This is a genomic window from [Pseudomonas] carboxydohydrogena (genome assembly GCF_029030725.1).
Classification (GTDB): domain Bacteria; phylum Pseudomonadota; class Alphaproteobacteria; order Rhizobiales; family Xanthobacteraceae; genus Afipia; species Afipia carboxydohydrogena.
In genome coordinates this window covers 2,934,200-2,960,235 of record NZ_CP113162.1, presented here as the reverse complement: position 1 = coordinate 2,960,235, position 26,036 = coordinate 2,934,200, and the positions used below count along the sequence as shown (strand labels likewise).

Annotated in this window: 24 protein-coding genes; 15 read left to right on the top strand and 9 right to left on the bottom strand. The window is 63.7% G+C overall.

The annotated features are described in order from the left end of the window. The first annotated feature begins 50 nt into the window (after positions 1–50). The 8 genes from AFIC_RS14330 (at position 51) to AFIC_RS14295 (ending at position 9,951) form a co-directional block, all read left to right on the top strand. Positions 51–1,004 (top strand): TAXI family TRAP transporter solute-binding subunit, encoded by a 954-nt coding sequence (locus AFIC_RS14330; protein ID WP_275246893.1) that lies wholly within the window; start codon positions 51–53, stop codon positions 1,002–1,004. 153 nt (positions 1,005–1,157) lie between these two features. Continuing rightward, positions 1,158–3,278, top strand: a complete 2,121-nt coding sequence (locus AFIC_RS14325) for a TRAP transporter permease (protein ID WP_275246892.1) — start codon at positions 1,158–1,160, stop codon at positions 3,276–3,278. A gap of 20 nt (positions 3,279–3,298) precedes the next feature. Then, positions 3,299–4,570: a DUF1850 domain-containing protein gene (locus tag AFIC_RS14320; protein ID WP_275246891.1), complete on the top strand. Its 1,272-nt coding sequence runs from the start codon at positions 3,299–3,301 to the stop codon at positions 4,568–4,570. A gap of 33 nt (positions 4,571–4,603) precedes the next feature. Continuing rightward, positions 4,604–6,505 (top strand): propionyl-CoA synthetase, encoded by a 1,902-nt coding sequence (locus tag AFIC_RS14315; protein ID WP_275246890.1) that lies wholly within the window; start codon positions 4,604–4,606, stop codon positions 6,503–6,505. Between the two features lie 99 nt (positions 6,506–6,604). Then, positions 6,605–6,811 carry a DUF6494 family protein gene (locus AFIC_RS14310; RefSeq protein ID WP_275246889.1) on the top strand — a complete coding sequence of 69 codons (207 nt, stop codon included), beginning with the start codon at positions 6,605–6,607 and terminating at the stop codon, positions 6,809–6,811. 30 nt (positions 6,812–6,841) lie between these two features. Continuing rightward, a complete protein-coding gene (locus AFIC_RS14305; protein ID WP_420833399.1) occupies positions 6,842–7,084 on the top strand; it encodes a hypothetical protein in 243 nt (80 codons plus the stop codon). Positions 7,085–7,167: 83 nt separating this feature from the next. Then, on the top strand, positions 7,168–7,842 hold the full coding sequence (locus AFIC_RS14300) for a DsbA family protein (RefSeq protein WP_275246888.1): 675 nt from the start codon (positions 7,168–7,170) through the stop codon (positions 7,840–7,842). A gap of 429 nt (positions 7,843–8,271) precedes the next feature. Further along, a complete protein-coding gene (locus tag AFIC_RS14295; RefSeq protein ID WP_275246887.1) occupies positions 8,272–9,951 on the top strand; it encodes a methyl-accepting chemotaxis protein in 1,680 nt (559 codons plus the stop codon). 98 nt (positions 9,952–10,049) lie between these two features. Here the strand turns inward: AFIC_RS14295 and AFIC_RS14290 are convergent, their stop codons facing one another. Beyond that, the gene (locus AFIC_RS14290; protein ID WP_275246886.1) at positions 10,050–10,754 is read right to left on the bottom strand and encodes a DUF1013 domain-containing protein; all 705 of its coding nucleotides are present in this window, start codon (positions 10,752–10,754) and stop codon (positions 10,050–10,052) included. A 286-nt stretch (positions 10,755–11,040) separates the two neighbouring features. Here AFIC_RS14290 and ispH point away from each other — a divergent pair, with 286 nt between their 5' ends. From ispH to rnhA, 3 genes are all read left to right on the top strand, one after another. Then, entirely contained in the window at positions 11,041–12,030 is a 990-nt protein-coding gene (gene ispH / locus AFIC_RS14285) for a 4-hydroxy-3-methylbut-2-enyl diphosphate reductase (protein WP_275246885.1), read from the top strand. A gap of 134 nt (positions 12,031–12,164) precedes the next feature. After that, positions 12,165–13,145, top strand: coding sequence for a homoserine kinase (locus tag AFIC_RS14280; RefSeq protein ID WP_275246884.1), 981 nt, complete (start codon positions 12,165–12,167; stop codon positions 13,143–13,145). Continuing rightward, positions 13,142–13,597: a ribonuclease HI gene (rnhA, locus tag AFIC_RS14275; RefSeq protein ID WP_275246883.1), complete on the top strand. Its 456-nt coding sequence runs from the start codon at positions 13,142–13,144 to the stop codon at positions 13,595–13,597. The genes AFIC_RS14280 and rnhA overlap by 4 nt, the downstream gene beginning before the upstream one ends. Positions 13,598–13,647: 50 nt before the next feature. Here rnhA and AFIC_RS14270 read toward each other — a convergent pair whose 3' ends face one another. Continuing rightward, positions 13,648–14,133, bottom strand: a complete 486-nt coding sequence (locus AFIC_RS14270; protein ID WP_275246882.1) for a peroxiredoxin — start codon at positions 14,131–14,133, stop codon at positions 13,648–13,650. 70 nt (positions 14,134–14,203) lie between these two features. Beyond that, positions 14,204–15,043: a protein-disulfide reductase DsbD domain-containing protein gene (locus AFIC_RS14265; protein WP_275246881.1), complete on the bottom strand. Its 840-nt coding sequence runs from the start codon at positions 15,041–15,043 to the stop codon at positions 14,204–14,206. A gap of 95 nt (positions 15,044–15,138) precedes the next feature. Here AFIC_RS14265 and AFIC_RS14260 point away from each other — a divergent pair, with 95 nt between their 5' ends. Beyond that, positions 15,139–15,792, top strand: a complete 654-nt coding sequence (locus AFIC_RS14260) for a YqgE/AlgH family protein (RefSeq protein WP_275246880.1) — start codon at positions 15,139–15,141, stop codon at positions 15,790–15,792. A 19-nt stretch (positions 15,793–15,811) separates the two neighbouring features. Here AFIC_RS14260 and AFIC_RS14255 read toward each other — a convergent pair whose 3' ends face one another. Then, on the bottom strand, positions 15,812–18,802 hold the full coding sequence (locus AFIC_RS14255; RefSeq protein ID WP_275246879.1) for an EAL domain-containing protein: 2,991 nt from the start codon (positions 18,800–18,802) through the stop codon (positions 15,812–15,814). A gap of 109 nt (positions 18,803–18,911) precedes the next feature. Next, positions 18,912–19,910 (bottom strand): NAD(P)H-quinone oxidoreductase, encoded by a 999-nt coding sequence (locus AFIC_RS14250; protein WP_275246878.1) that lies wholly within the window; start codon positions 19,908–19,910, stop codon positions 18,912–18,914. 140 nt (positions 19,911–20,050) lie between these two features. Here AFIC_RS14250 and AFIC_RS14245 point away from each other — a divergent pair, with 140 nt between their 5' ends. Together AFIC_RS14245 and rcdA are read left to right on the top strand one after the other, a co-directional pair. Then, positions 20,051–20,242: a DUF1192 domain-containing protein gene (locus tag AFIC_RS14245; protein WP_275246877.1), complete on the top strand. Its 192-nt coding sequence runs from the start codon at positions 20,051–20,053 to the stop codon at positions 20,240–20,242. A gap of 332 nt (positions 20,243–20,574) precedes the next feature. Then, positions 20,575–21,081 carry a protease adaptor protein RcdA gene (gene rcdA / locus AFIC_RS14240; RefSeq protein WP_275246876.1) on the top strand — a complete coding sequence of 169 codons (507 nt, stop codon included), beginning with the start codon at positions 20,575–20,577 and terminating at the stop codon, positions 21,079–21,081. An 82-nt stretch (positions 21,082–21,163) separates the two neighbouring features. Here the strand turns inward: rcdA and rpmE are convergent, their stop codons facing one another. Beyond that, on the bottom strand, positions 21,164–21,391 hold the full coding sequence (gene rpmE / locus AFIC_RS14235) for a 50S ribosomal protein L31 (protein WP_002717151.1): 228 nt from the start codon (positions 21,389–21,391) through the stop codon (positions 21,164–21,166). A 180-nt stretch (positions 21,392–21,571) separates the two neighbouring features. Between rpmE and AFIC_RS14230 the strand changes: the two genes are divergently transcribed. Then, positions 21,572–23,419, top strand: coding sequence for an ABC transporter transmembrane domain-containing protein (locus AFIC_RS14230; RefSeq protein ID WP_275246875.1), 1,848 nt, complete (start codon positions 21,572–21,574; stop codon positions 23,417–23,419). Here AFIC_RS14230 and AFIC_RS14225 read toward each other — a convergent pair. From AFIC_RS14225 to AFIC_RS14215, 3 genes are read right to left on the bottom strand one after another with little or no spacing between them, the layout of a single operon-like run. Then, positions 23,416–23,868, bottom strand: a complete 453-nt coding sequence (locus AFIC_RS14225; RefSeq protein ID WP_275246874.1) for a GNAT family N-acetyltransferase — start codon at positions 23,866–23,868, stop codon at positions 23,416–23,418. The two genes, AFIC_RS14230 and AFIC_RS14225, sit on opposite strands and share 4 nt — an antisense overlap. Further along, positions 23,865–24,887: a peptidoglycan -binding protein gene (locus tag AFIC_RS14220; protein ID WP_275246873.1), complete on the bottom strand. Its 1,023-nt coding sequence runs from the start codon at positions 24,885–24,887 to the stop codon at positions 23,865–23,867. The genes AFIC_RS14225 and AFIC_RS14220 overlap by 4 nt, the downstream gene beginning before the upstream one ends. 4 nt (positions 24,888–24,891) lie before the next feature. After that, on the bottom strand, positions 24,892–25,899 hold the full coding sequence (locus tag AFIC_RS14215; protein ID WP_275246872.1) for a MotA/TolQ/ExbB proton channel family protein: 1,008 nt from the start codon (positions 25,897–25,899) through the stop codon (positions 24,892–24,894). Positions 25,900–26,036: the final 137 nt, after the last annotated feature.

Genomic DNA, 26,036 nt, shown 5'->3' with positions numbered 1-26,036 from the left:
GCTCATCCGTTCAACCTCCCGGCAACTACAAAAAAACCCAGGGAGGGATTATGAGGTTCAAGTTCGTATCCACGGTCGCCGCACTGGTCACGGCGATGAGCATGACGGCCCCGGCAGCGCATGCCGAGCAGTTCATCAACATCCTGACCGGCGGCACGTCCGGCGTTTATTATCCGCTCGGCGTCGCGATCGGCAAAATCTACGGCGACAAGATTCCGGGTATCCGCGCACAGGTGCAGGCCACCAAGGCGTCGGTCGAAAATCTCAATCTGATCGAGCAGGGCCGTGGCGAGCTGGCCTTCACGCTCGGCGATTCGCTCAAGGCGGCTGTCGAGGGCGACGAGGAAGCGGGTTTCAAGAAGAAGCTCACCAAGCTGCGCACCATCGCGGCGATCTATCCGAACTACATCCAGATCGTCGCGACCTCCGAGAGCGGGATCAAGACGCTGGCCGATCTGAAGGGCAAGACCCTTTCCGTCGGCGCGCCGAAGTCCGGCACCGAACTGAACTCGCGCGCGATCCTCAAGGCCGCGGGCATGAGCTACAAGGATCTCAAGCAGGTGCAATACCTGCCGTTCGCGGAATCGGTCGATCTGATGAAGAATCGTCAGCTCGACGCGACCTTGCAGTCGGCGGGCCTCGGCGTCGCTTCGTTGAAGGATCTGTCGAGCTCGACCGAGATCAATGTGGTGGCGGTCCCGAAGGCGACGGTCGAGAAGATCGGCCCTCCGTTCGTGTCGGTCATCATTCCGGCCAACACCTATACCGGCCAGAAGTCCGACGTGGAAACCGCCGCGGTGGTCAATTATCTTGTGACCAACTCCGACGTCTCGGATGATGTCGCCTATCAGATGACCAAGCAGATCTTCGAGAACCTGCCGGAGCTGGCCAACGCGCACGCGGCCGGCAAGAGCATCAAGCTGGAGACGGCGGCTTCGGGCAGCCCCGCGCCGCTGCATCCGGGCGCGATCCGTTACTACAAGGAAAAAGGGATTCTCAAATAAGAATTCCGGAAAACGGTATTGAACTGAAAGATGGCCGGGCTTAGTCCCGGCCATCCATATCTCGGGCCCATGAAGAACGCGGATCAAGCGTCACGGGCGCGTCACAAGGCGACGATTTGAGCGTCGCTGCATCGATAAAGGTGGGGAATACCGATGCTGCAAGGACAAGAAGAACACATCAAGGTCGATCTCGATAATTTCGAGCATGGCTTTCCGGAAGGTTTCGGCCCCGGCTGGTGGGGGCATATGGCCTATGTCATCGGCATCGCGTTCGCCGCCTTCCAGATCATGGTAGCCGCCTGGAACTTCATTCCGAGTCAGGCGGTGCGCGGCATCCATGTCGGCTTCCTGATCCTCTTGTCCTACGGCCTTGTCGCCAACTTTACCGCGAAGACCAACTGGCAGCGTCTGCTGGGCTGGGTCACGGGCGGCGTCGGCTTCTATTGCGGCCTTTATCAATGGCTCTATTACGCCGACCTCATTCAGCGCGACGGCGATCCCACTCATCTCGATCTCGTCGTCGGCACCGTGCTCGGCCTTCTGATCTTCGACGCGACGCGCCGGCTGATGGGGTGGGCGCTGCCGCTGATGTGCGGCGCCTGTATCGTTTATTGGGCGTTCGGCCAGTATCTGCCGGCGCCGTTCGATCATCGCGGCTACTATTTCGATCAGATCGTCACGCATCTGTCCTACGGCACCGAAGGCTTCTATGGCGTGCCGATCTACGTGTCGGCGACCTACATCTTCCTGTTCATCCTGTTCGGCTCGTTCCTCGAACGCGCGGGCATGATCCAGCTCTTCACCGATGTGTCGCTCGGCCTGTTCGGCGGCACGCGCGGCGGGCCTGCGAAGGTCGCCGTGGTCGCCTCGGGCATGATGGGCACCATTTCCGGCTCGGGCGTCGCCAACGTGGTGACGGTGGGCCAGTTCACCATTCCGCTGATGATCCGGTTCGGCTATCGCCGCGCCTTCGCGGCCGGTGTCGAAGCCACAGCCTCGATGGGCGGGCAGATCATGCCGCCGGTGATGGGGGCGGTCGCCTTCATCATGGCCGAGACCCTCGGTGTGCAATACACCGTCATCGTGCAGGCCGCGCTCATTCCGGCGATCCTGTATTTCTTTTCCGCGTTCTGGATGGTGCATCTGGAAGCCGGCAAATACGGCCTCGTCGGCATGAAGAAGGAGGAGATTCCGAACGCATGGAAGGCGCTGGTCAACAACTGGTACCTGGTCCTGCCGCTGGCCGCGCTCGTCTATATGCTGTTCGAGGGATTCACCCCGCTCTACGCGGGCAGCATGGGCCTCGCCCTCACGGTGACGCTGATCCTCGGCGCGAGCATCGTCGCCGGATTCCCCGGCCAGGTGACGCGCTACATCTTCTGGATCGGTCTGGCGCTCATCATCGGCTCGCTGTTCCGCAACGGCACCAGCGTCGATATTCGCTACGTCGCGGCGATCGTGCTGGCGCTCGTGCTGCTTTCGGCCATCACGCGCGGCGGCCGCGCCACGCTGGTGGCGTGCCGCGATTCGCTGGCTGAAAGCTCGAAGTCGGCGCTGACGGTCGGCATGGCCTGCGCCATCGTCGGCACCATCATCGGCATGATGACGCAGACCGGCGTCGGCACGATCTTCGGAAGCTGGGTGATCGGGCTCGGCAAGCAGAGCCTGTTCCTGGCGCTGATCATGACGATGCTGCTGTCGATCCTGCTCGGCACCGGCATTCCGACGATCCCGACCTACATCATCGTCGCCGCGCTGGCCGCGCCCGCATTGGCGCATCTCGGCGTGCCGCTGATCGTGAGCCACATGTTCGCGTTCTATTACGGCATCATGGCGGACCTCTCGCCGCCCGTCGCGCTGGCGGCGCTCGCCGCCGCACCGATAGCCAAGGAAAATCCCGACAAGATCGGATGGGAGGCGATGCGCATCGCGCTCGCGGGTTATGTCATTCCCTTCATCGCGGTCTATTCGCCCGCGCTGATGATGCAGACCAACGATCCGATGGTGCCGGTGCTCGGCTTCTACGGGGCGGTTGCCTATGCGACGGTGAAGGCGCTGATCGCGATCGCTTTGTTCGGCATGGTGGCGATCGGCTTCCTGTTCACGCGAATGACGGTTGTGGAGCGGATTCTCACGTTTTTGGCGGCGCTGTTCTTGCTAGGCGAGTTCACCTACAGCGACGAGTTGGGCTATGTTCTGGCGGCAGCCATTCTCTTCTGGCAATGGCGGAAGCGTCCGGCTCCGCTTGCGGTCGCGCCGGAATCGTCCGCGTGAGGGTGAATTGAGGTAATCTCTTGGGCCTTTGTTTTGCCGCCGCGGGCGTCGTCAAGGTCTTGTCGGTCACGGCATTCACCCTGGCGTGGACCCATTCGATCGAAAAGATCGAATGGCAGGAGGACTGGCACGTCACTCCGCAAGGGCTGCAACTGGTCGAGGCGCGGGTGAAAGGTTCGGGCGCGGGCATGGAGCCGCCGCCCGAAGCCCGTCTCGTCAACGACTGGTTTCAATGGTCGCCGAAGATGACGCCGCTGCCGCAGGTGGTGCTGGGCAATTCCGGTCTCGCTGGGGAATGGCGGATTTGCACCGGCGGTCGTTGCCGCACGCTGTCTGACATCCTCGGCCGCCATCTCGGCGCCGAACCGACAGTCATGAAGATCTGCGATGGCGCGCCCGCGCCGAAGGCCGAGAACGGCGCGATGGACAACGCCGCCATCGCGGCCGAGCACGCGGCGGTGCGGCTGGCGGCGGCCCGCGCGGATTATGCGAAGGGCGATTTCGAGGGCGCGCGCGCGATTGCCGGCGAACTCATCCAGGCGAAGCCGGACGATGCGGATGCCTTCGAGATACGCGGCAACGCCTGGGTCGGCCTGAAGAATTATGAGAAGGCCCTCGACGATTACGACGCGGCGATCCGCCTGACCCCGAAGGTGGCGCGGCTTTACGCCAGCCGCGCGGCGGCGTTCGGCCGGTTGCGGAATTTCCGCATGGCGGTGCGCGACTACACCGACGCCGTGCGGCTCGATCACAGCGTGGCGCGGCTGCTCGACCGTGCCATCGCCTTCAGGAAAGTCCGGCGCACCGATCTGGCGCTCGACGATCTCACCGATGCGATCGGCCTCGCGCCGGATTCGGCGATGCTCTATCGGGAGCGCGGCGAGGTCTATGCACGCAACAACGCCTATGATCGTGCCATCGCGGATTACAATACCGCGATCCGCCTCGATCCGGTCGCCGTGTCGTTTCTCGATCGCGGCATGGCGTATTACCTCAAAGGAAACAAAACCGATCTCGACCATGCGCTGGCCGACTACGACCGCGCCATCGCACTCGATGACCGCATGGCTCTCGCCTACAACAACCGGGGTCTGGCGCTGCGCGACAAGGGTGAACTGGGGCGGGCCTACGCCGATTTTTCCATGGCATTACAGATCAATCCCGACCTCACGGTGGCGCGCGAACACCGCGACGCGCTCACCCCGCAGATGGCGCGGCTCGCCGGAAAGGGCCAAAAGTCGCATACGACGCTCGCCTGCGCGGCCGGTATAAAGGACTGTAACCGCCATTGAAAAAGGCGGAAGTCTGGGTCCGGAGACCGTTCGATGAGTGATGTAAAAGCCCGTTATGCCGAAATCCATGAGCGCTCGCTGCGCGACCCGCAGGGATTCTGGGCGGAAGCCGCCAGGGAGATCGACTGGTTCGAGCCCGCGAAGAAAGTGTTTGATCCAGCGATGGGCCTGTACGGCCGCTGGTTTGCGGGCGGTGTCGTCAATACCTGTTTCAATGCGGTCGATCGCCACGTCAAAGGCGGGCGGGCCGAGCAACTGGCGCTCATTCACGATTCGCCGCTGACAGACAGCATCACGACGCTCACCTTTGCGCAGTTGCAGCAGGAGGTCGAGACGCTCGGCGCGGTGATGCAGGATTTCGGCGTCACCAAGGGCGACCGTGTCGTGATCTACATGCCGATGGTGCCGGAGGCCGTGATTGCGATGCTGGCCTGCGCGCGCATCGGCGCGATTCATTCGGTGGTGTTCGGGGGCTTTGCCTCGAAGGAGCTTGCGACCCGCATCGACGACGCCAAGCCGAAGCTGATCTTCTCCGCGAGCTGCGGCATCGAGCCCGGCCGCGTTGTGCAGTACAAGCCGCTCCTCGACGAGGCGATCCGGCTCGCGTCGTTCAAGCCGCAGACCTGCATCATTCTCCAGCGTCCGCAGCAGGGATGCGATCTTGTTTCCGGCCGCGACCACGACTGGGCCAGCCTGCGCCAGAAGGCGCTTGCCGCGGGCAAGCGCGCCGCCTGCGTGCCGGTGCTCGCGACCGATCCGCTCTACATTCTCTACACGTCCGGCACCACCGGCGTGCCGAAGGGCGTGGTGCGCGACAATGGCGGGCACATGGTGGCGCTGAAATGGTCGATGTCGAACCATTACGACGTCAAGCCGGGCGAGGTGTGGTGGAGCGCGTCCGACATCGGCTGGGTGGTCGGCCACAGCTATATCGTGTACGGGCCGCTACTTCACGGCAACACCACGATCCTCTACGAGGGCAAGCCGATCGGCACGCCGGACGCGGGCGCGTTCTGGCGCGTCATCGCCCAGCACAAGGCTGTGGCGTTGTTCACCGCGCCGACGGCCTTCCGCGCCATCAAGAAGGAAGACCCCGACGGCGCGCTGATGAAGAAGTACGACCTGTCGCGCTTCCGCACGCTGTTTCTCGCCGGCGAGCGGGCCGATCCGCCGACGGTGGAATGGGCGCAGGCGCGGTTGCAACGCCCGGTGATCGATCACTGGTGGCAGACCGAAACCGGATGGGCGATCGCGGGCAATCCCGTCGGCATCGGCGCGCTGCCGGTGAAGCCGGGCTCGGCCACCGTTGCGATGCCGGGCTATCAGGTCGATATCGTCGATGAATCGGCCAGGCCCGTGCCCGCGAACACCACGGGCTCGATCGTCGTCAAGCTGCCGTTGCCGCCATCCTGCCTGCCGACGCTGTGGCAGCAGGACGAACGCTGCAAGGAAGCGTATTTCACCGAATTTCCCGGCTACTACAAAACCTCGGATGCCGGCTACAAGGACGAGGACGGCTACGTGTTCGTGATGGGCCGCACCGACGACATCATCAACGTCGCCGGACACAGGCTCTCGACCGGCGGCATGGAGGAAATTCTCGCCTCGCACCCGGATGTCGCCGAATGCGCCGTGCTGGGCATCAAGGATCAGCTCAAGGGCGAGGTGCCTTGCGGTTTCCTGGTGCTGAAATCGGGAGCCACCCGCAGCGCCAGGGACATCGAAAGCGAGGTCGTCGGCATGGTCCGCGACAGGATCGGCCCCGTCGCGGCCTTCAAGCGCGCGGTCACGGTGCCGCGCCTGCCGAAGACGCGCTCCGGCAAGATCCTGCGCGGGACTATGAAGAAGATCGCCGATGGCGACCCCTGGAGCATGCCGGCGACGATCGAGGACCCGAAAGCGCTGGACGATATCAGCGCCGCGCTGAAGGGCTGAGCGCCAGAAAAGGCTTGAGAAGCGAGGCTTTCCGGCCTAGCCAGATAGAGATGCCACCGTAAGTGGCGTCGCTATCTGCAAGCCATGGAGGCCTTTGCGATGAACGAAGACGCATTCAACATCAGCTTGCGCGGCTTTCTCAAGAAAGTCGGAATCACCAGCCAACGTGAGATCGAAGCCGCCATCCGCGGCGCGCTCGCGGATGGACGGCTGAAAGGCAACGAGACAATTCCCGCCAGGATGACGTTGCATCTCGGCGGCATCGATTTCACCCATGTCGTGGAAGCACGCATTGACCTCGAATAGAATAACGTGACCTTGAGACCTGCAATTGCAATGGCGGCGTTCGCCGCGAGCCTTCTGGTGTCGGCCTGCGCGCAGTTCGATCGCACGTCGCTGCCGCAGGCGGCAGCGACCGATGACGACGCGATCTGCCGCCAGCAGGGCGAACCCGGCTCGCAGCCTTATGTCGCTTGCCGCCGCGATCGTGACGTTGCCGCGTCACGGGCATCGCGCTCGGAGGCCGGTGTCGAGCGCGCGCACAAGAATCTCGCCGAGGATATGCTCAACGGCCGGTGAGCCAGATGTAACGCGGCGCGGTTTCCGCCGTAGAACGGATCATGATGACAACAATATCGGGATTTCGCGCCTCGGCGCTTGCCATGGCGGTTTTCGTACTCCTGTCCGGAGTGGTTTCGGATGCGCGCGCCGAGCCGGACAACGTCACCAGCCGCGATCGCATCCTGCGCGATCCGCAGATTCCCGCGCTCGGCAACCCCGACGGCGATGTCACCATCGTCGAGTGGTTCGATTATCAGTGCCCGTATTGCAAGACGCTGTCGCCGGAACTTGAAAAGATCATCAAGGAAGATGGCCATGTGCGGTTCGTGCTGAAGGATTGGCCGATTCTGGGGCCGCCGTCGCCGGAGGCCTCGCGCCTCGTGCTGGCGGCGAAATATCAGGGCAAGTTCGAAGCGGCGCACAAGGCGCTGATGGCGCGCGTCGGGCGGCTCACCACGGGCACCATCGACGAGACGCTGGCGGCTGCCGGCATCGATGTGGCGAAGGCGAAGGCCGATCTCGAAACAAACAAGGCCGAGATCGAGGCGCTGCTCGCGCGCAACAACGAGCAGGCCGAAGGGCTTGGGTTCAATTCCACGCCCTCGTTCATCATCGGCACGTTCCGCATTCCGGGCGTCATGAAGCCCGAGCTGTTCAAGCTCGCGATCGCCGATGCCCGAGCCAAGGCGAAGGCCGAGAGCGGCAAGGCGGCTCCGAAGGCCAAGGCCAAGTCCGGCAAGAGCCAGCCCAAGGCGAAGGAAGCGCCGCCGAAATAGGATGGCCGTTTTTTAAGGGCGCGGCATTTGCCGGCGAAAAATATATCGTGCACCGATGGTGCAATGGCAGGTTGTAGAAGCGGGCGGCATTGCGGATGACCGCCAGCCGGGCTGTTCATAAAAGAACGCATCGCCCGAAAACCTGCTCCTGTTAAATTCAGGCTGTAAAATCGCGGACGAATGCGCTTGCCGGTTATCCGAACGGCAAGAGCGCGGCAGAATGTTTCTCATTTACTGGGACGCTGAATACACAACTCTGTTCATGTTCATGAATCGCCGCTTTTAAATCCGCAACTTGCAGATGCGGTAAGCGCCCGCGCCGAAAAAACGCGGTCTGCATGTTTAATACATTCTTATGCGCATCATGAAACTTTTGTCACATTCAACCTGCCGCCCAGGCGTGGGCGAGCCTTAATTGAGGAATATCCGATGTTTTTGCACCGGAACAAGGCGAATATTCAAAGTGCCATTGCTGATGCCATCGATCGCTCGCAAGCAGTGATCGAGTTCATGGTGGACGGCACCGTCATCACCGCTAACAAGAATTTTCTGACGGCGTTCGGATATGCGCTCGATGAAATCAAAGGCAAGCATCACAGCATGTTTGTCGATCCGTCGATGCATGATAGCCCCGCCTATCAGGCGTTCTGGAGCAAGCTCGGCCAGGGTCATTTCGAGGCCGGCGAGTTCAAGCGCGTTGGCAAGGGCGGCCGCGAAATCTGGATCGTCGGCAGTTACAATCCGATCCTCGGCAAGGATGGCAAGCCGAGCAAGATCGTCAAGCTCGCGACGGACATCACCGATGCGAAAATCCGCGGCATGGAGGATACAAGCAAGCTCGGCGCCATCTCGAACTCGCAAGCCGTGATCGAATTCGATATGAGCGGCATTGTCCTCACGGCGAATGAGGGTTTCCTCAAGACGATGGGTTACGCGCTGGCCGAAATCCGGGGCAAGCACCACAGCATGTTCGTGGAGCCGGCAATGCGCGAGAGCGAAGCCTATCGCGAGTTCTGGGACAGCCTCAATCGGGGCGTCTATCAGAAGGCCGAATACAAGCGCATCGGGAAAGGCGGCAGGGAAGTCTGGCTTCTGGCGACCTATGCGCCGATCATCGACGATGCCGGAAGGGCATTCAAGGTCGTCAAGTTCGCAACGGACGTGACCGAGCACAAGTTGCGCGTCGCCGATTCCGACGGGCAGATCTCCGCGATCGGAAAATCCCAGGCGGTCATCGAATTCGAGATGGACGGCACGGTCCGTGGTGCCAATGCCAACTTCCTGAAGACGCTGGGCTATACTCTCGACGAGATCAAGGGACGCCATCACAGCATGTTCGTGACGTCCCAGGAGCGGGAGAGCGAGACGTATCGTGATTTCTGGGCGGCTCTCAACCGCGGCGAATATCGGTCCGGCGAATTCCAGCGCGTCGGCAAGGGCGGCAAGGATGTCTGGATTCAGGCTTCATACAATCCGATCCTCGATCTCAACGGCCGGCCGTTCAAGGTCGTGAAATACGCAAGCGACACCACCGCGCAGGTGGTCGCGCGCATGAAGAGCGAGCGGGTGCGAAGCATGATGGATAGCGTCGCTTCGGGCGCCGAGGAACTCAACGCCTCGGTTCGCGAGATCGCCGAGGCGATGCGTAAGTCCCGGGACACCGTGCTCGATGTGGTGGCGCGGGTGGAAGTCGCGGATGAGCGCGCGCGCCGGCTCAACGATGCGGCTTCGGCGATGGAGGGGATTGTCGAAATCATCGGCAACATCACCGGCCAGATCAATCTGCTGGCTCTCAACGCGACGATCGAGTCCGCACGCGCGGGAGAAGCCGGGCGCGGCTTCGCCGTGGTGGCGTCCGAGGTCAAATCCCTTGCGACGCAGGCCAAGCATGCGACCGACAAGATCGCGGGCGAGATCGGCGGATTGACCGAGATTTCACGCAATGTCGGAGCCTCGCTCGATGCGATCAAGAGCGAGATCCAGCAGGTCAGCGAATATGTCGCTTCCACGGCGGTGGCGGTGGAGCAGCAAAGCACGGTGACCAGCGACATGTCGGCCAGCATGCAGCGCGCGGCGGCGGAAGCTGCGACCATCGGTCTTGCGGCCTGATCGGCCGAAATAAACGAAGGCGGCGGCAGCCCGTGGGTTGCCGCCGCCTTTGATCTTTCGGGAATGCTGACCGGCGGTTCGCTGCCGCGCGGAACGGCTTATTCCTCGTCGTCGTGTTTCTTGTCGTGGCCGAGCGTCTTGAGCTTGGCGAACACCGCATCGACGTTGATGTCCTCCTGCTCCTTGGCGGACAGCGGGGCCTCGTGCTCGGCTTCGCGGCGCGTGGTTTCGGAGGCGGGCAGCAGCGTCACGCCGCCATATTCCTGCTTCGCCGGCTTTTCCTTCGCCGCGCGCTGCACCTCGAAATCGAGTTCGATCTGGGTGCACAGGCCGAGCGTCACCGGGTCCATCGGGGTGAGGGTCGAGGCGTTCCAGTGGGTGCGGTCGCGCACGCTGGCGATCGTGGTCTTGGTGGTGCCGACGAGGCGCATGATCTGCGCATCCTTCAGTTCGGGATGGTTGCGCACCAGCCAGAGGATGGCGCTCGGGCGCTCGTGGCGGCGCGACACCGGGGTGTAGCGCGGGCCCTTTTTCTTCGCGGCGGTCGGCAGCACCACCTTGGATTCCTGCAACCGCAGGCGATAATCCGGATCTTTCTCGCCTTTTTCGATTTCCTCGCGGGTCAACTGGCCGGTGGAGATCGGGTCCATGCCCTTGATGCCCTGCGCGGCGTCGCCGTCGGCGATGGCGCGGACCTCGAGCGGATGCATCTTGGTGAAGTCGGCGACCTGATCGAACGACAGCGCGGTGTTGTCCACCAGCCATACGGCCGTCGCTTTCGGCATCAGCGGTGCATTGCTCATGGCAAATCTCCTTTGTGCTTCGCCCGCCTTTTTGAGAGGCGAAGCCGTCTGGTCGTTAGAATTGACGGAAATTGGCACCTATATAGTCCGTCATCGCCTCGCCGCGCAACCTGTCAGAAATCCGCCACAGGGCGGGAAGGGCGGGCTTGACAGGGGAGGGGATGCGGCTCCTATTCCCTCGCATTCTCTTTTACATAGGCCCGGTCGGCTTGGCCTCGCGGCGCCAAAGCCCTATATCAGGGACATCGGTCCGTGATCCGCTCTAAACCCCTGTTTCGGCTGAAAAATGACCCTGCAAACTGAGAAACCGCCACTTTCGATCGTGCTCTGTTCCCCCCGCGGCTTCTGCGCCGGGGTGGTACGGGCCATCGATACCGTCGAGCGGGCCCTGAAGCTCTATGGCGCGCCGGTCTATGTGCGTCACGAGATCGTGCATAACCGCTACGTGGTGGAAAGCCTGCGCGACAAGGGCGCGATTTTTGTCGCCGAACTGGACGAGATTCCGCAGACCGACGCCCCGGTGGTGTTCTCGGCCCACGGGGTTCCCAAGGCCATCCCGGCCGAGGCCGGCAAGCGCCATTTCTTCACCCTGGACGCGACCTGCCCGCTGGTGACCAAGGTTCACCGCGAGGCGGCGATCCACTTCAAGCGCGGCCGCGAGATCCTGCTGATCGGTCATGCCGGGCACCCGGAAGTGGTCGGCACGCTCGGCCAGTTGCCGAAGGGCGCGGTGGTGCTGATCGAGACCATGGAAGCCGCGCGGTCGTTCCAGCCGAAGGACGCCTCCAAGCTCGCCTTCGTGACCCAGACCACGCTCTCGATCGACGACACCAAGGAAATCGTCGCGGTGCTCAAGGAGCGTTTTCCGGAGATCGACGGCCCGCACAAGGAAGACATCTGCTACGCCACCACCAATCGCCAGCTCGCGGTCAAGAAGGTCGCGCCGAAGGTCGATGCGATGATCGTGGTCGGCTCGCCGAATTCCTCGAACTCGCAGCGTCTGCGCGAGGTCGCCGAGCGCGAGGGCTGCAAGGTCTCCGTGCTGGTGCAGCGCGCCTCCGAACTCGACTGGTCGAAATTCGAGGGCATCAGCCGCCTCGGCATCACCGCGGGCGCATCCGCGCCGGAAGTGATCGTCGAGGAGATCATGGACGCCTTCGCCGCGCACTATAAGCTGCACGTCGAAACCGTCTCGGCGGCCGAGGAGGATGAATTCTTCCCGCTGCCGCGTCCGCTGCGCAACGAGGCGGCGGCCGCGGAAAAGGCCGCTGGCTGAGGACGCACGGGCAATTCGCCGCTCCGGCGTCTTCAATCCGGCAGTCCGCCGGTGATATGATCGCGCAACGCTCCTGATTCCGGCATTGCATCGGGGGCGATCACGACAGCCAATTTCGGAATCGGAACACCCTGATGGCGGTTTATACCGACGTTGCCGCCGACGAGCTTGCGGGCTTCCTGTCCGGTTACGATCTCGGCGATCTGTTGTCCTACAAGGGCATCGCCGAGGGCGTCGAGAATTCCAATTTCCTGCTGCACACCACGCGCGGTCACTTTTTCCTGACGCTCTATGAAAAGCGCGTCGCCAAAGGCGACCTGCCGTTCTTCCTCAATCTGATGGGCCATCTCGCCGCGCGCGGCATCATCTGTCCGCAGCCGGTGGCGAATAAAGACGGCGAGACGCTCGGCCTGCTCGCGGGACGTCCGGCGGCGATCATCGACTTTCTCGAAGGCGTGTGGCCGCGCAAGCCCGGTGTCGTGCATTGCGCCGCGATCGGCGAGGCGCTGGCGAAGCTGCATCTGGCGGGGGCGGATTTCGCGATGTCGCGCGCCAACGCGCTATCGGTCGCGGGCTGGCGGCCGCTGTTCGAGGCGTCCGGGGCGCGCGCGGACACCGTGCAGCCGGGCCTGCGCGATTTTCTTGCCGCCGAACTCGCTCATCTGGAGCAAAGCTGGCCGGCCGATCTGCCGCGCGGCATCATCCATGCCGACCTGTTTCCCGACAACGCGCTGTTTCTCGGCGACACATTGTCGGGACTGATCGACTTCTATTTCGCCTGCAACGATCTGTTGGCCTACGACGTCGCGATCTGCCTCAACGCCTGGTGCTTCGAGGCCGATCATTCCTTCAACGTCACTAAGGCGCGGGCGTTTCTCAACGCCTACGGCAAGGTGCGTCCTCTGAGCGCGAAAGAGCAGGCGGCGTTTCCGCTGCTGGCACGCGGGGCGGCGTTGCGCTTCCTGCTGACGCGGCTGGTGGACTGGCTCAACGTGCCGCCCGGCGCGCTGGTGAAGCCGAAAGACCCGCTCGAATATGTCCGCAAGCTGCGCTTTCATCAAAGCGTACGGACGATTGCCGATTACGGCCTCGCCACTTCGGAAAACGTGACGTGAGCGAGCCGTCCCGTCCGCATGTGGTGATCTTCACCGATGGCGCCTGCTCGGGAAATCCGGGGCCGGGCGGCTGGGGCGCGATCCTGCGGTTCGGCGAGGTCGAGAAGGAAATGAAGGGCGGCGAGAACCCGACCACCAACAATCGCATGGAATTGATGGCGGCGATCTCCGCGCTGGAGGCGCTGAAGAAACCGGCCAGCGTCGATCTCACCACCGACAGCCAGTATGTCCGTCAGGGCATCACGAGCTGGATTCACAACTGGAAGAAGAATGGCTGGCGCACGGCGGACAAGAAGCCGGTGAAGAATGCCGAACTCTGGCAGCGGCTCGAGGCGGCGCTGAAGCCGCACGAGGTGCGCTGGCACTGGATCAAGGGCCACGCCGGTCACGCCGAGAACGAACGCGCCGATCAGCTCGCGCGCGACGGGCTGGCCGAGCATCGCTCGAAATAAAAATGCCCGGCGCGCGGCCGGGCATTTTTCATCAACGATTGCTGGAATTCTCAAAGCTGCCCGAGCAGCGTGTCGCCGCCGGACACCTCGACCTTGCCGGGGTTCGGCTCGAGGTTGAGTTTCTTCACCACACCGTTGTCCACCAGCATCGAATAGCGGTTCGAGCGGATGCCGAGACCGCGCGCGGACAGGTCGATGTCGAGGCCGATCGCCTTGGCGAAATCGGCGCTGCCGTCGGCGAGATAGATCGCCTCATTGTTGAAATCGGTGTCGCGCTTCCAGGCATTCATGACGAAGACATCGTTGACGGAGACCACCGCGATGGTGTCGATGCCCTTGGCCTTGATCGCGGCGGCGTTCTGAAACACGCTCGGCATGTGCATCTTGTGGCAGGTGCCGGTGTAGGCGCCCGGAACGGCGAACAGCGCCACCTTTTTCCCCTTGAAAATCTCGTCCGTGGTCTTCGGCTTCGGGCCTTCTTCCGTCATCACGGTGAAGGTGGCCTGCGGCAGGCTGTCGCCGACTTTAATGCTCATGCGTATCTCCTTGAAAAAATCTGCTGGGTGGATCGGAAGGCGTGCCGCGTGCCAGCGTCGCGGCCGCCGCTCAATACAGATTGACGTTGAACTCGTAGGCGCGCTCGCCGCCGGTCAGGGTGAATTTGAGCGCGGCGCCTTCCGGGTTGACGCCGGACGGCAGGCCGACGAGATCGAACACGAAACGCTTCACGCCGGGCGGATGATGCGCGGCGAGCTTCGGCACCGGCAACGCCCAGTCCGGCGACGGCCCCTCCACGAACAGCGCGGGCTCCTCTTTCTTCTCCGAGGTGACATCGACCTGCACGGTCTTGGGGCCGACGCGCTTGACGTCGCGGATGGTCAGCGGATTGGGGTCGCCGACATTGGCGGGCTTCGGCACGCGGTCGAGTGCGGCGCTCAGCGTGCTGTCCTCGGTGCTGGCGACGCTGGTGAAGGGCAGCGACAAATCGGCCTGCGCCGGCACGCACAGTTTTTCGCAGACCGCATACTGGATGTTGGCGTTGAGCGTGACCGGCTTGCCCGCATCGCGGACGGCGATGCGAAGCGGGATCACGATTTCGTTGTGATAGCCGAGCGCGATGCCGCCCGCGCCGTCGGGAAAGGCCTGCGGCGCGGGCCATAGCACCGTGACAGCCTCGACGTTCTCGGATTTGGAGAAATCGAATCGCGGCGGCACGCCGGAATCGCCGGGCGTGCGCCAGTAGGTTTTCCAGCCCGGATCGAGCTTGAAATTGATGCCGCCGAGCAGCACGGGGCCGTTGCGAGAGCCCGCGAGCAGCCGAAGCTGCGCGTGGCTGTCGCGGGTCCATGGCGACGTATCCTGCGCGTGCGAGGCGCATGGCAGCGCAACGAGCGTTGCAGCCGCGAGCAGAGCAGCGCGGAGCTTTACGGGAACAATGTCATTCATGCGACGTCTTACAAACACGGTGCGAAGAAAGGGCTGGTTGATTGACAGGAAGGACACCCAATATCAGGATCAGGCAAGAACAAAGAGACGGTTTGATGGACGAGAAACGGACATCTGGAGCACAGCCGGCTGGTTCTGACGAGCGTGCGGGAAAGGCTGTTTCGACGGAAACGACTTATCTCGACGGGCAGCTCCTTATCGCGATGCCGGTAATGGAAGACGAGCGGTTTGCGCGTTCGGTCATCTATGTTTGTGCGCATTCCGCCGATGGCGCAATGGGAATTATCGTGAACCGCCCCGCCGGCAGTATTGATTTCCCGCAATTGCTGCGGCAGCTCGATATCATCGACGACGCGGCACCGATCGAACTGTCCGATGATGGCGAAACGGTGAAGATCCTGCGCGGCGGCCCGGTCGAAACCAGCCGCGGTTTTGTCCTGCATTCGTCCGACTACTCGATCAAGGACGCGACATTGCCGATCGATGGCGGCATCTGCCTCACCGCGACGCTCGATATTCTCAAGGCGATTGCCCAGGGCACGGGGCCGCGGCAGGCCATTCTCGCGCTCGGCTACGCCGGGTGGGCGCCGGGACAACTGGAGAGTGAAATCCAGCACAACGGCTGGCTGCATTGCCCGGCCGACCCGGATCTGATTTTCGGCCGTGACATGGATGACAAGTACCAGCGTGCGCTGAAGAAGATCGGTATCGATCTGGGAATGTTGTCGAACAGCGCGGGTCACGCCTGAGGCGTGACGGGCGGGCCGTTCAGCGGCTTTGCTGGGGCGCAGCCGCAGGGGCGGCCGGTGGCGACGCGGCCGGAGCAGTCGTCGCGGCAGCAGTTGATGTCGGCGTTGGCGAGGAGCGCAGCGACAGGCGGCGCGGCCGCTGCGGCGCCTCGGTCTTGTCGCCGGTCAGCAGGCGCGTGGCGCTGGCCGCGTCCATCGGCTCGCCGAAGGCGAAGCCCTGCGCGTACTCGCAGCCGAGCTGGTAAAGCTCCACCGCGTCCGAATCCGTCTCCGCGCCTTCCGCCACCACTTCCATGCCGAGATCGTGCGCCATCGCGATGATGGATTTCAACAGCGTCGGCCGCGCGCCGTTGCGCGTCGTGCGCACGAACGACTGGTCGATCTTGATGGTGTCGAACGGAAAGCGCTGCAAATAGGACAGCGACGAGTGGCCGGTGCCGAAATCGTCGAGCGACAGTCCGGTGCCGAGCTCCTTGATCCGGTGCAGCATCTGGGCCGCGTGCTCGGGATTTTCCATCACGAGAGATTCGGTCAATTCCAGCTTGAGCGAGCCGCGCGCCACCGCCGAGCGCGACAGCACGCCGCGCACGTCGTGGATCAGGTCGTGGCGCAGCAACTGGCGCGACGAGACGTTGACGCTCGCGAACAGCGGCACGCGGGTGCGTGTCGCGCGCTGCCATGCGCTCAATTGCTTGGCGGTCGTGTCCATCACGAACTGGCCGAGATCGACGATCAGGCCGATCTCCTCGGCGATGGAGATGAATTCGGACGGCGATAAACGTCCAAGTTTGGGATGATCCCAGCGCGCCAGTGCCTCGAAGCCCGCCACCGCGCGATCCTCCAGCCGCATGATCGGCTGGTAGAGGATGGTGATTTCCTGCCGCTCGATGGCGCGGCGCAGTTCGGATTCCAGCGTCAGGCGGTCGGTCTTGCGCGCGCGCATCGGCGGTTTGTAGACGTCGATGCGGTCGCCGCCGATCCGCTTGGAGTGATACATCGCAAGCTCGGCGTCCTTGACGATCTCGTCGGTCAGCGGCGCCTGCGGATCGCTGAGCGCGAGGCCGATCGAGGCGGTGAGGAAAATCTCGCGCTCGTTGAAGGCGATCGGCGCGCGGATGGTCTTGCGGATGGTTTCGGCCAGCGCGGTGATATTGGCGGGCTCGTGCTCGGACGTCAGCAGCAGGCCGAACTGGTCGCCGGCGAGCCGGGCCAGAGTGTCCTGCGGCTTGAGAATGCGCGCCAGCCGCCGCGCCAGCGTCAGCAGGATGGAATCGCCGACCGCGATGCCGACGGAATCGTTGACCTGCTTGAAGCGGTCGAGGTCGATCACCATCACGGTGGGCCGCAGGTTCGGCGCGGTCTTGATGAAGCCCGCCATCGCATTGAGGCGGTCCATGAACAATTGCCGGTTCGGCAGGCCGGTGAGATTGTCGTGCACGGAATCGTGCAGCATACGCTCTTCGGCGTTCTTGATCTCGGTGACGTCCGAGAGCGTGCCGACCACGCGCGCGACCTCGCCGTCGGAGCCGACCACCGGGCGCGCCTTCAGCGCGAACCACATGAAATGCCCGTCCGGCGTGCGCAGGCGGAAATCCTGGACCAGACGGCCGCGGCGCTGGTCGAGCACGCTGTCGAGGGCGGCGCGGAAGCGATCCTGATCGAGCGGGTGCAGAACTTCGAGCCATCGCGCGGCGGGGCCTTCCAGCGTGCCGCGCTTGAGGCCGAGCAGGCCCTCTGTCTCCGGGCTGGTGAACACCTTGTCGGCGGAGACGTCCCAGTCCCAGATCAGGTCGCCCGATCCGGTCAGCGCCAGCGCGCGGCGTTCGACGTCGGAGACGATGCCGGTCGTTGCACCACCCGCGAAGGCGTGCTGCATCACCGTGAAGCCGATCAGCATCACGATCAGCACGAGGCCGCCGAGCAGAGCGGGGCCGACGATGTCGTTGGTCACCGCGCCGGTGACGGTCATGCCCGCCGCGATCACCCAGACGAGAAACAAAAACCATGTCGGGATCAGCAGCACGGCGCGGTCGAAACCTTGCGTGGCGAGATAGACGATCAGCGCGAAGCCCGCGCCCGCGATGAGAAATAGCGAAATGCGCGCGATGCCGGAGGCGACGGCGGGATCGAACAGCGCCAGCGCCACCAGCGCGCCGAGGAAGGCGACCCAGCCGATGGTGATATGCGAGTATCGCACATGCCATCGCGACAGGTTGAGGTAGGCGAACAGGAACACCAGCAGCGTCGCCGCCAGCATCGCCTCGCCCGAGGCGCGCCAGACGCGCTCGGCATCGACCGACATGTCGAACACCTTGCCCCAGAATCCGAAATCGACCCCGATATAGACGAGCACCGCCCAGGCGAGTGCTGCGGCGGCGGGGAACATGATGCTGCCCTTCACCACGAACAGGATCGTCAGCACCAGCGCGAGCAGGCCGGCGATGCCGATGACGATACCCTGGTACAGCGTGAAGGAATTGACCTTGTCCTTGTAGGCTTCCGGCTCCCACAGATAGAGCTGCGGAATGGCGTCGGTGCGCAGTTCGGCGACGTAGGTCACGACCGCGCCGGGATCGAGCGTGATGCGGAAGATGTCGGCGGTCGAGGAGTCCTGCCGGTCGGGCCGGTCGCCGGCGGAGGGCGTGATGGTGGCGATGCGCGACAGGCCAAGGTCGGGCCACAGCAGGCCGGACGAGACGATGCGATAATGCGGCACCACGATCAGGCGGTCGATCTGTTCGTCGGTGGTGTTGGTCAGCGCGAACACCACCCAGTTCTTGCCGCCCTCGCGCGCGCGCACCTCGATGCGGCGGACGATGCCGTCAGGGCCGGGCGCGGTCGAAACCTGGATGCGGTCGGTGTCGCTGTGCTGGAACTCGAGAACGCCGGTGAGGTCGATGGCAGGCGCGTCGGTGCGGACGCTGATGGCGTCGACCGCGTATGCCGGCTGGTGGGCGGCCAACATCAGGAAGCTGAGCGCGAGCAGCGCGTAGCATCTGATCGAACGCAAGGTGTCTGTCTCCGCGGTCGGGCGCGGGACCCCTCAGGGGTCCCGGCGGGAGCGCGATCAATGACACGAAAGCGAGATGAATCAAAGGCTTTACAGCCCCGTCATCCCCTCAAACCGTGAGCACAATCTTGCCAATATGCTGCCCGCTTTCCATCCGGGCATGGGCCTTGGCGGCGTCTTGAAGCGAAAACTCGCTGTCGATCAGGGGCTTTAGCTGTCCCTTGAGGATCCAGGGCAGGACGGTCGCCTCGATGGCCTTAACCATCGCCGCTTTATCCTTGTCCGAACGCGGGCGCAGCGTCGATCCGGTGTGCCAGAGCCGCTTCATCATCAGCTTGGCGAAGTTGGCCGTGGCCTTTGGTCCGCCCAGGAAGGCGATCTGGACGATACGGCCCTCGACAGCAGCGGCATCGTAGTTGCGGTCGATATAGTCGCCGCCGACCATGTCGAGGATGACGTTGACGCCCTTGTCGTTCGTCGCGGCCTTGGCCTCGGCGACGAAATCCTGGGTCTTGTAGTTCACGGCGACATCGGCGCCGAGCTTGAGGCAGGCATCGGCCTTGTCCTGTCCGCCGACGGTGACGATCACCTTCGCGCCATAGGCCTTCGCCATCTGGATCGCGGTGGTGCCGATGCCGGACGAGCCGCCATGCACCAGCAGCGTCTCATGAGGCTTGAGCGCGCCGCGCTCGAACACGTTGTGCCACACCGTCATCACCGTCTCGGGCAACGTCGCGGCCTGCTTCATCGACAGGCCATCGGGAATGGTGATGGCGTGTGCGTCGGGCGCCACGCAGTATTGCGCGTAACCGCCGCCCGCGGTGAGCGACATCACCCGGTCGCCGATCTTGTGCTTGCTCGCGCCTTCGCCGAGCGCGACGACAGTGCCCGCGATCTCGAGGCCGGGCAGGTCGCTCGCGCCCGGAGGCACGGGATATTTGCCCATCCGTTGCAGCACGTCCGGGCGGTTGACGCCGGCCGCTTCCACCTTGACCAGGATTTCGCCGGCCTTCGGCTTCGGCAATTCGCGCTGCTCCGGCACCAGCACCTCCGGGCCGCCCGGTGAGGAAATGGCGATGGCGGTCATGTGGGTGGGGAGCTGATCCATGCGGGCGGTCCTCGGAATATCGAATTGAGACAGGCAGGGTATGCCACCGAACGGCAGGGGAGTCAGCCCCGGCGCTCGACCGCAAGCGCCGCGCTATGGCAGGCTGCGGAACAGGCAGGCACCAGCAGAGGGAGAACGATATGCCGATCGACGACGATGACCGGCCGCGGCCGAAGATCACGCATCAGCTCGGACAGGATCTGTCGCTTCTGTCGTTCGATGATCTGAACGAGCGTGTCGCGATGCTGGAGGCGGAGATCGAACGGCTGAAGGAGGAGGCTACAAGAAAGCGCGCCTCGCGCGATGCGGCGGCGAGCTTCTTCAAGTCGTGAACGGGAACCGCTTTGCAAAGAAAAGGTAAATGGATTCGTTCATTTACGGCACATTAAGCTTTCGGGTTTATGACCGGACTGTCCTTGTTTGGACACCGAGTGGCTCCTGTCCACTCTGTTTGACGCCTCCCTGTTATCAACTTTCAAAAGCCGCCGGTTTCCGGCGGCTCTTTTTTTGCGTCATGCATTTCTCTGCTTCACGCAGATGTCACGGAAACCATATCCCGATTTGATCGGTTGACCGGCTGGACTCTCGCGCCGCCGGGAGGCAATGATTTGTTCATCATAAGAAACCGGCCGCGTAACAGGCGTACAAGTTCAAGGCGTTAACCATGTCGGATCAGGCGCAGGACGGTCTCATCCTGCTCAGCGAACATTTCACCAATTCGGCCGCGTTCCAGGATCTGTTCCGCGACGGCATGAATCTCGTCGAGGAAACGGCTGCGTATCTGGACGGCGAAGGCCGTGTGGAGGCGAAGTCGCTTGAGCGCGCCGTGGGTCTCACTTACGCGACCGAGAGCATGCGTCTCACCACGCGTCTGATGCAGTTGGCGTCGTGGCTGTTGCTGCATCGCGCGGTGCGCGAAGGCGAGATGACGCTGAACCAGGCCAACCGTGAAAAGACCAAGGTGAAGCTGACCGCGGCTGAGCCGGGCGCGACCGATCTGATCGAGAAGCTGCCGTCGCAGTTGCAGGCGCTGATCACGCGCTCGGTGGAATTGCAGGCGAAGGTGCGGCGCCTCGATGCCACCATGCATGCCGGGAAGACGGATGCCGTCGCGCCGGGCAATCCGCTGATGCCGCAACTCGACAGGCTGCGGGCCGCGTTCGAAGGCTGAGAGCTTTCCAGTTACCCAAACGAAAAACGCCCCGGCTTCAGCGCGGGGCGTTTTGATTTGGGCAGGCGTTAAAAGGAGGACTTTAGTCCTTCTTGAGGAAGCCCGAGAACTTCTTCTGGAAGCGGGAGACCCGGCCGCCACGGTCGAGGATCTGCTGGGTGCCGCCGGTCCAGGCCGGATGCGATTTGGAATCGATGTCGAGGTTCAGCGTGTCGCCTTCCTTGCCGTAGGTCGAGCGCGTGAGGTACTCGGTTCCGTCGGTCATCACGACCTTAATCGTATGATAATCCGGATGAATTTCGGCTTTCATGGCAAATCCTTCGGCGCCTCGCGCCTTGCTGATCGGTAATTTGTGGGGCGAATTTGGCGGGTCTATACCCCACGGGGCGGCTTCAGACAAGCAGCTTGACCTATCGCAGGGCTCCGCATTTGCCAGCGCGGTATCTACAGCCTATTGGGAAACCTGAAGAAAGACAGCGGTGTTGGCGCGATGAATGTGGTGGAACGCATCCCGGCGGACGGGCAAGTCGTGCCGGCTTCGGCCGAAGTGAAGGCAGCTGAGTCATCGGCCGCGCCGCCGGAGACCAAAGCCCGCCGCCCCGGCCTGCGCCCCTTGCTCGCGCTCGCGCCCTATGTCGGACGCTATCGTGGCCGCGCCATCGGGGCGCTGGTCGCGCTGATCGTCGCTTCGCTTGCCACGCTCGCGGTGCCGCTCGCGGTTCGCCGCATGATCGATTTCGGGTTCAGTCCCGAAAGCGTCGCGATGATCAACAGCTATTTCAGCGTGATGATCGGCGTCGTCGCCGTGCTCGCGGCCTCCAGCGCGATGCGTTATTATTTCGTCATCACCATCGGCGAACGCATCGTCGCAGATCTGCGCAGCGATGTGTTCAGGCATCTGACGCGGCTGTCGCCATCCTTCTTCGACACCGCCCATAGCGGCGAGCTGGTCTCGCGGCTCACCGCCGATACCACGCAGATCAAGTCGGCGGTCGGCGCGTCCGTATCCATCGCGCTGCGCAATCTCGTGCTGTTCGTCGGCGCCGCGGCGATGATGGTGGTGTCGAGTCCGAAGCTGTCGGGCTTCGTGCTCGCCGCGATCCCGCTGATCGTGTTGCCGCTGGTCGCCTTCGGCCGCCGCGTGCGCAAGCTGTCGCGCGGCGCGCAGGACACGCTTGCGGAAGCATCGTCCTATGCCTCCGAATTGATTGGCGCGATCCGCACGCTGCAAGCCTTCACCAACGAATTATTGGCGCAGGCACGGTTCGGCGGCGAGGTCGAGCGCGCCTACGAGGCCGCACGTGCCTCGACCCGCGCGCGCGCGTGGCTCACCGCCGTCGTGATCTTCCTGATCTTCTCCAGCGTGGTGGCGATCCTGTGGGTCGGCTCGCATGACATCGTCACCGGGCAGATCACCGCGGGCCGGCTTGGGCAGTTCGTGCTGTATGCGGCGTTCGCCGCCGGCGCGCTCGGCGAGTTGAGCCAGGTCTGGGGCGAGATCGCGCAGGCCTCCGGTGCGGCCGAGCGGTTGTTCGAAATCCTCAACGTGAAATCCGATATCACCGCGCCCGCCAATCCGAAGCATCTGCCCGTGCCCGCGCGCGGCGACATCGTGTTCGATCGCGTTCGTTTCGCCTATCCGACACGGCCGGATGCCTTCGTGGTGGATGGCGTGTCGTTTGCGGTGAAGGCGGGCGAGAAGATCGCAGTTGTCGGCCCCTCGGGCGCGGGCAAGAGCACGCTGTTTCATCTGTTGCTGCGGTTCTACGATCCGCGCAACGGCTCGATCACCTTCGACGGCGTGCCGGTCGATGAGGTGACGCCGGAGGACCTTCGCTCGCGCATTGCACTGGTGCCACAGGATTCGGCGATCTTCGCCGCCACCGCGCGCGAGAACATTCGCTTCGGCCGCCCCGATGCATCGGATGCCGAGGTCGAGCGTGCCGCCGAGCAGGCCCACGCCACGGAATTCCTGCGCCGCATGCCGAATGGTTTCGAGACGCAGCTCGGCGAGCGCGGCGTCACGCTGTCGGGCGGCCAGCGCCAGCGCATCGCGATCGCGCGCGCGATCCTGCGCGATGCGCCGTTGTTGCTGCTCGATGAGGCGACCTCCGCGCTCGACGCCGAAAGCGAAACGCTGGTGCAGACCGCGCTGGAGGAATTGATGCAGCAGCGCACCACGCTGGTGATCGCGCATCGCCTCGCCACCGTGCTGTCGTGCGATCGCATTCTGGTGATGGAGCATGGCCGCATTGTCGAGCAGGGCACCCATGCCTCGCTCGTCGCCGCGAACGGGCTCTATGCGCGGCTGGCGCGATTGCAGTTCGAGGGCGGCTAGTTCGCGTTCTTTGGGCGCTCCCATTGCATCCCATACACCGCGCGGCCCGATGCCGGGTTCACGTCGTCATGGGTGTGGCGGAAGCCGTGACGCTCATAGAAGCGGATGGCGCGGGCATTGTCTGCGTTCACCAGGAGGGTGATCGTCCCGGATGATTGCTGCTTGGCTTCATTTACCAGATCGTCGGCCGCGCCTGAACCCCATGCTTCCGGAGCGACGACAAGCTGATCGAGATAGCCGGAGCCATCGAGCGTGACGAAGCCGACCGCGCCTGTGTCGTTCTCCGCGACCGTGATGCGCGCCACAGGCACAAGCTCGTTGCGCCAGCGCTGCCGCCATGCGGCAAGGCGTTCGCCGAAATCAATGGAGGGGTAGGCGTATTGCCAGGTGCGCTGCCACAGCGCGATCAGCGCGTCCTCGTCGGCTGCGCGGTAGGGGCGCAGCCTCATTTCTCGGTGAGCTTGAGTTCGATGCGGCGATTGCGTTTGTAGGCTTCCTCCGTGGTGCCGGTGTCGAGCGGCTGGAATTCGCCGAAGCCCGCTGCGACCAGCCGCTGCGGCGACACCCCGCGCGAGATCAGATATTGCACAACCGAGATCGCGCGGGCGGCCGAGAGATCCCAGTTCGACTTGAACTGCGGGCTGTTGATCGGCCGCACGTCCGTATGGCCATCGACGCGCAGCACCCACGGAATTTCCGCCGGGATTTTCTTCTCCAGCTCGCTCAATGCGGTGGCGAGCTGGTCGAGTTCGTTGCGTCCCTCGGGCAACAGCGCCGCGCTGCCCGAGTCGAAGAACACCTCCGACTGAAACACGAAGCGGTCGCCGACGATGCGGATGTCGGGCCGGTCGCCGAGGATGGTGCGCAGCCGCCCGAAGAATTCGGAGCGATAGCGCGACAATTCCTGCACACGCTGCGCCAGCGCGACGTTGAGGCGCTGGCCGAGGTCGGCGATCTTCTCCTGCGATTCCTTGCCCTTCTGCTCGGAGGCGTTGAGCGCATCTTCCAGCGCGGCCAACTGGCGGCGCAACGCGCTGATCTGCTGGTTCAGCACCTCGACCTGCGCCAGCGCGCGCTCGGAAATCTGTTTCTCGGTGGCGAGTTGCTTGTTGAGATCGCCGCCGCTGCCGCCCGCGCCGCCGCTGAGGCTTTCAATCTGCCCCTTTGCCCGGTCGCGCTCGGCCTCGGTCGTCGCGAGATTCGCGCGCAATTGCGCGATCTGGTCGTTGAGGCCGCCGCTCGTAATTTTTTCCAGCGACAGCAGACTGGTGAGCTGCGCGATCTGTGCGTTCAGCCGCTCCAGCGCCTTGTCCTTGCCGGAAACTTCCTGCGACAGATAGAACTGCACCACCAGAAACACCGACAGCAGAAACACGATGGCAAGCACCAGCGTGGAGAGCGCGTCGACGAATCCCGGCCAGTAATTGAGGCCGGTGCCGCCGTTGTGGCGTGAGCGACCCAGCGCCATGGCGTCAGGATTCCCGCTCAAGCGTGCCGGGCGCGCGTGCGATGCGCTCCAGCAGCTTCCTGATCTCGGCGTTCTGCTCGCCTTGCGAATCCGCCCATTCGCGGATCAGGCCCTGTTCCTCGCGCATATGATTGACCAGCCCCTGGATCGCTTCGGCGAGGTTCGCCATGGCGGTGGTGCCGGCACGGCTGGACCCCATGTTCTCGACCGCCTCGCGCAGCCGCTCGATCGCGGGCGCCATGTCCGCCGCCGTCCCGGTGAGCGCGGCGTCGCCCGCATATTCGCGCACGGTGCCCGCGAGCCAGTCCTCGAGGTCGGTGTAGAAACGATTCTGCGCCTGGCTCGATTGCAGATCGAGGAAGCCGAGGATCAGCGATCCGGCGAGGCCGAACAGCGAGGACGAGAATGAAATGCCCATGCCGGACAGCGGCGCGGCGAGACCTTCCTTCAGCGTGTCGAACATCGCGCCCGCTTCGCCGCCGACTTTCAGCCCGTCGATGACGTGGCCGACGGAGCCGACGGTCTCGATCAGGCCCCAGAAGGTGCCGAGCAGGCCGAGGAAGACCAGAAGGCCGGTCATGTAGCGCGAGATGTCGCGCGATTCATCAAGGCGCGTGGCGATGGAATCCAGCATGTGCCGCATGGTCTGCTGGGTGATGCTCATGCGGCCCGAGCGGTTGGAGAGGATCGCCGCCATCGGCGCGAGCAGCACCGGCCGCCGGTCGAGCGCGAGGCCGGGGTCCGAGACGCGGAAGTGATTGACCCATGCGACTTCGGGATAGAGCCGGATCACTTGCCGGAACGACAGCAGCGTTCCGATCAGCATCACGCCGCCGATCAGCGCGTTGAGGCCGGGGTTGGCGAGGAAGGCCGTCCAGATCTGCTTGTAGAGGATGACGCAGACCAGCGCGCACAGCACCAGAAACACCAGCATCCGGACCAGGAAAATCCGCGGTGACGACAGTTTCGTGACGACGATGTCATCAGCGGTAACAGGAGGGTGCTTCGCCATGCTGGACTATCGCTCCTCGTTGAGACGTCATGCGCGAGCCTACTATGGCACGGCGCGCCGAGGAAACCAGCAGCGAATGATGATGTGTGAGGAACTTATGGCGGCATGCGGCTTGTGCTGCTGCGCCGTCCGGCGAT

What these genes read in the sequence shown, in the direction of transcription:
- AFIC_RS14310 (WP_275246889.1), top strand. Translation starts at nt 6,605, where the DNA reads ATGAACGAAGACGCATTCAACATCAGCTTGCGCGGCTTTCTCAAGAAA.
- AFIC_RS14215 (WP_275246872.1), bottom strand. Translation starts at nt 25,899, where the DNA reads ATGGCGAAGCACCCTCCTGTTACCGCTGATGACATCGTCGTCACGAAA.
- AFIC_RS14250 (WP_275246878.1), bottom strand. Translation starts at nt 19,910, where the DNA reads ATGGATCAGCTCCCCACCCACATGACCGCCATCGCCATTTCCTCACCG.
- AFIC_RS14225 (WP_275246874.1), bottom strand. Translation starts at nt 23,868, where the DNA reads ATGAGGCTGCGCCCCTACCGCGCAGCCGACGAGGACGCGCTGATCGCG.
- AFIC_RS14270 (WP_275246882.1), bottom strand. Translation starts at nt 14,133, where the DNA reads ATGAGCATTAAAGTCGGCGACAGCCTGCCGCAGGCCACCTTCACCGTG.
- AFIC_RS14245 (WP_275246877.1), top strand. Translation starts at nt 20,051, where the DNA reads ATGCCGATCGACGACGATGACCGGCCGCGGCCGAAGATCACGCATCAG.
- AFIC_RS14230 (WP_275246875.1), top strand. Translation starts at nt 21,572, where the DNA reads ATGAATGTGGTGGAACGCATCCCGGCGGACGGGCAAGTCGTGCCGGCT.
- ispH (WP_275246885.1), top strand. Translation starts at nt 11,041, where the DNA reads ATGACCCTGCAAACTGAGAAACCGCCACTTTCGATCGTGCTCTGTTCC.
- AFIC_RS14220 (WP_275246873.1), bottom strand. Translation starts at nt 24,887, where the DNA reads ATGGCGCTGGGTCGCTCACGCCACAACGGCGGCACCGGCCTCAATTAC.
- rpmE (WP_002717151.1), bottom strand. Translation starts at nt 21,391, where the DNA reads ATGAAAGCCGAAATTCATCCGGATTATCATACGATTAAGGTCGTGATG.
- rcdA (WP_275246876.1), top strand. Translation starts at nt 20,575, where the DNA reads ATGTCGGATCAGGCGCAGGACGGTCTCATCCTGCTCAGCGAACATTTC.
- AFIC_RS14330 (WP_275246893.1), top strand. Translation starts at nt 51, where the DNA reads ATGAGGTTCAAGTTCGTATCCACGGTCGCCGCACTGGTCACGGCGATG.
- AFIC_RS14280 (WP_275246884.1), top strand. Translation starts at nt 12,165, where the DNA reads ATGGCGGTTTATACCGACGTTGCCGCCGACGAGCTTGCGGGCTTCCTG.
- AFIC_RS14305 (WP_420833399.1), top strand. Translation starts at nt 6,842, where the DNA reads ATGGCGGCGTTCGCCGCGAGCCTTCTGGTGTCGGCCTGCGCGCAGTTC.
- AFIC_RS14300 (WP_275246888.1), top strand. Translation starts at nt 7,168, where the DNA reads ATGGCGGTTTTCGTACTCCTGTCCGGAGTGGTTTCGGATGCGCGCGCC.
- AFIC_RS14325 (WP_275246892.1), top strand. Translation starts at nt 1,158, where the DNA reads ATGCTGCAAGGACAAGAAGAACACATCAAGGTCGATCTCGATAATTTC.
- AFIC_RS14315 (WP_275246890.1), top strand. Translation starts at nt 4,604, where the DNA reads ATGAGTGATGTAAAAGCCCGTTATGCCGAAATCCATGAGCGCTCGCTG.
- AFIC_RS14260 (WP_275246880.1), top strand. Translation starts at nt 15,139, where the DNA reads ATGGACGAGAAACGGACATCTGGAGCACAGCCGGCTGGTTCTGACGAG.
- AFIC_RS14290 (WP_275246886.1), bottom strand. Translation starts at nt 10,754, where the DNA reads ATGAGCAATGCACCGCTGATGCCGAAAGCGACGGCCGTATGGCTGGTG.
- AFIC_RS14265 (WP_275246881.1), bottom strand. Translation starts at nt 15,043, where the DNA reads ATGAATGACATTGTTCCCGTAAAGCTCCGCGCTGCTCTGCTCGCGGCT.
- AFIC_RS14295 (WP_275246887.1), top strand. Translation starts at nt 8,272, where the DNA reads ATGTTTTTGCACCGGAACAAGGCGAATATTCAAAGTGCCATTGCTGAT.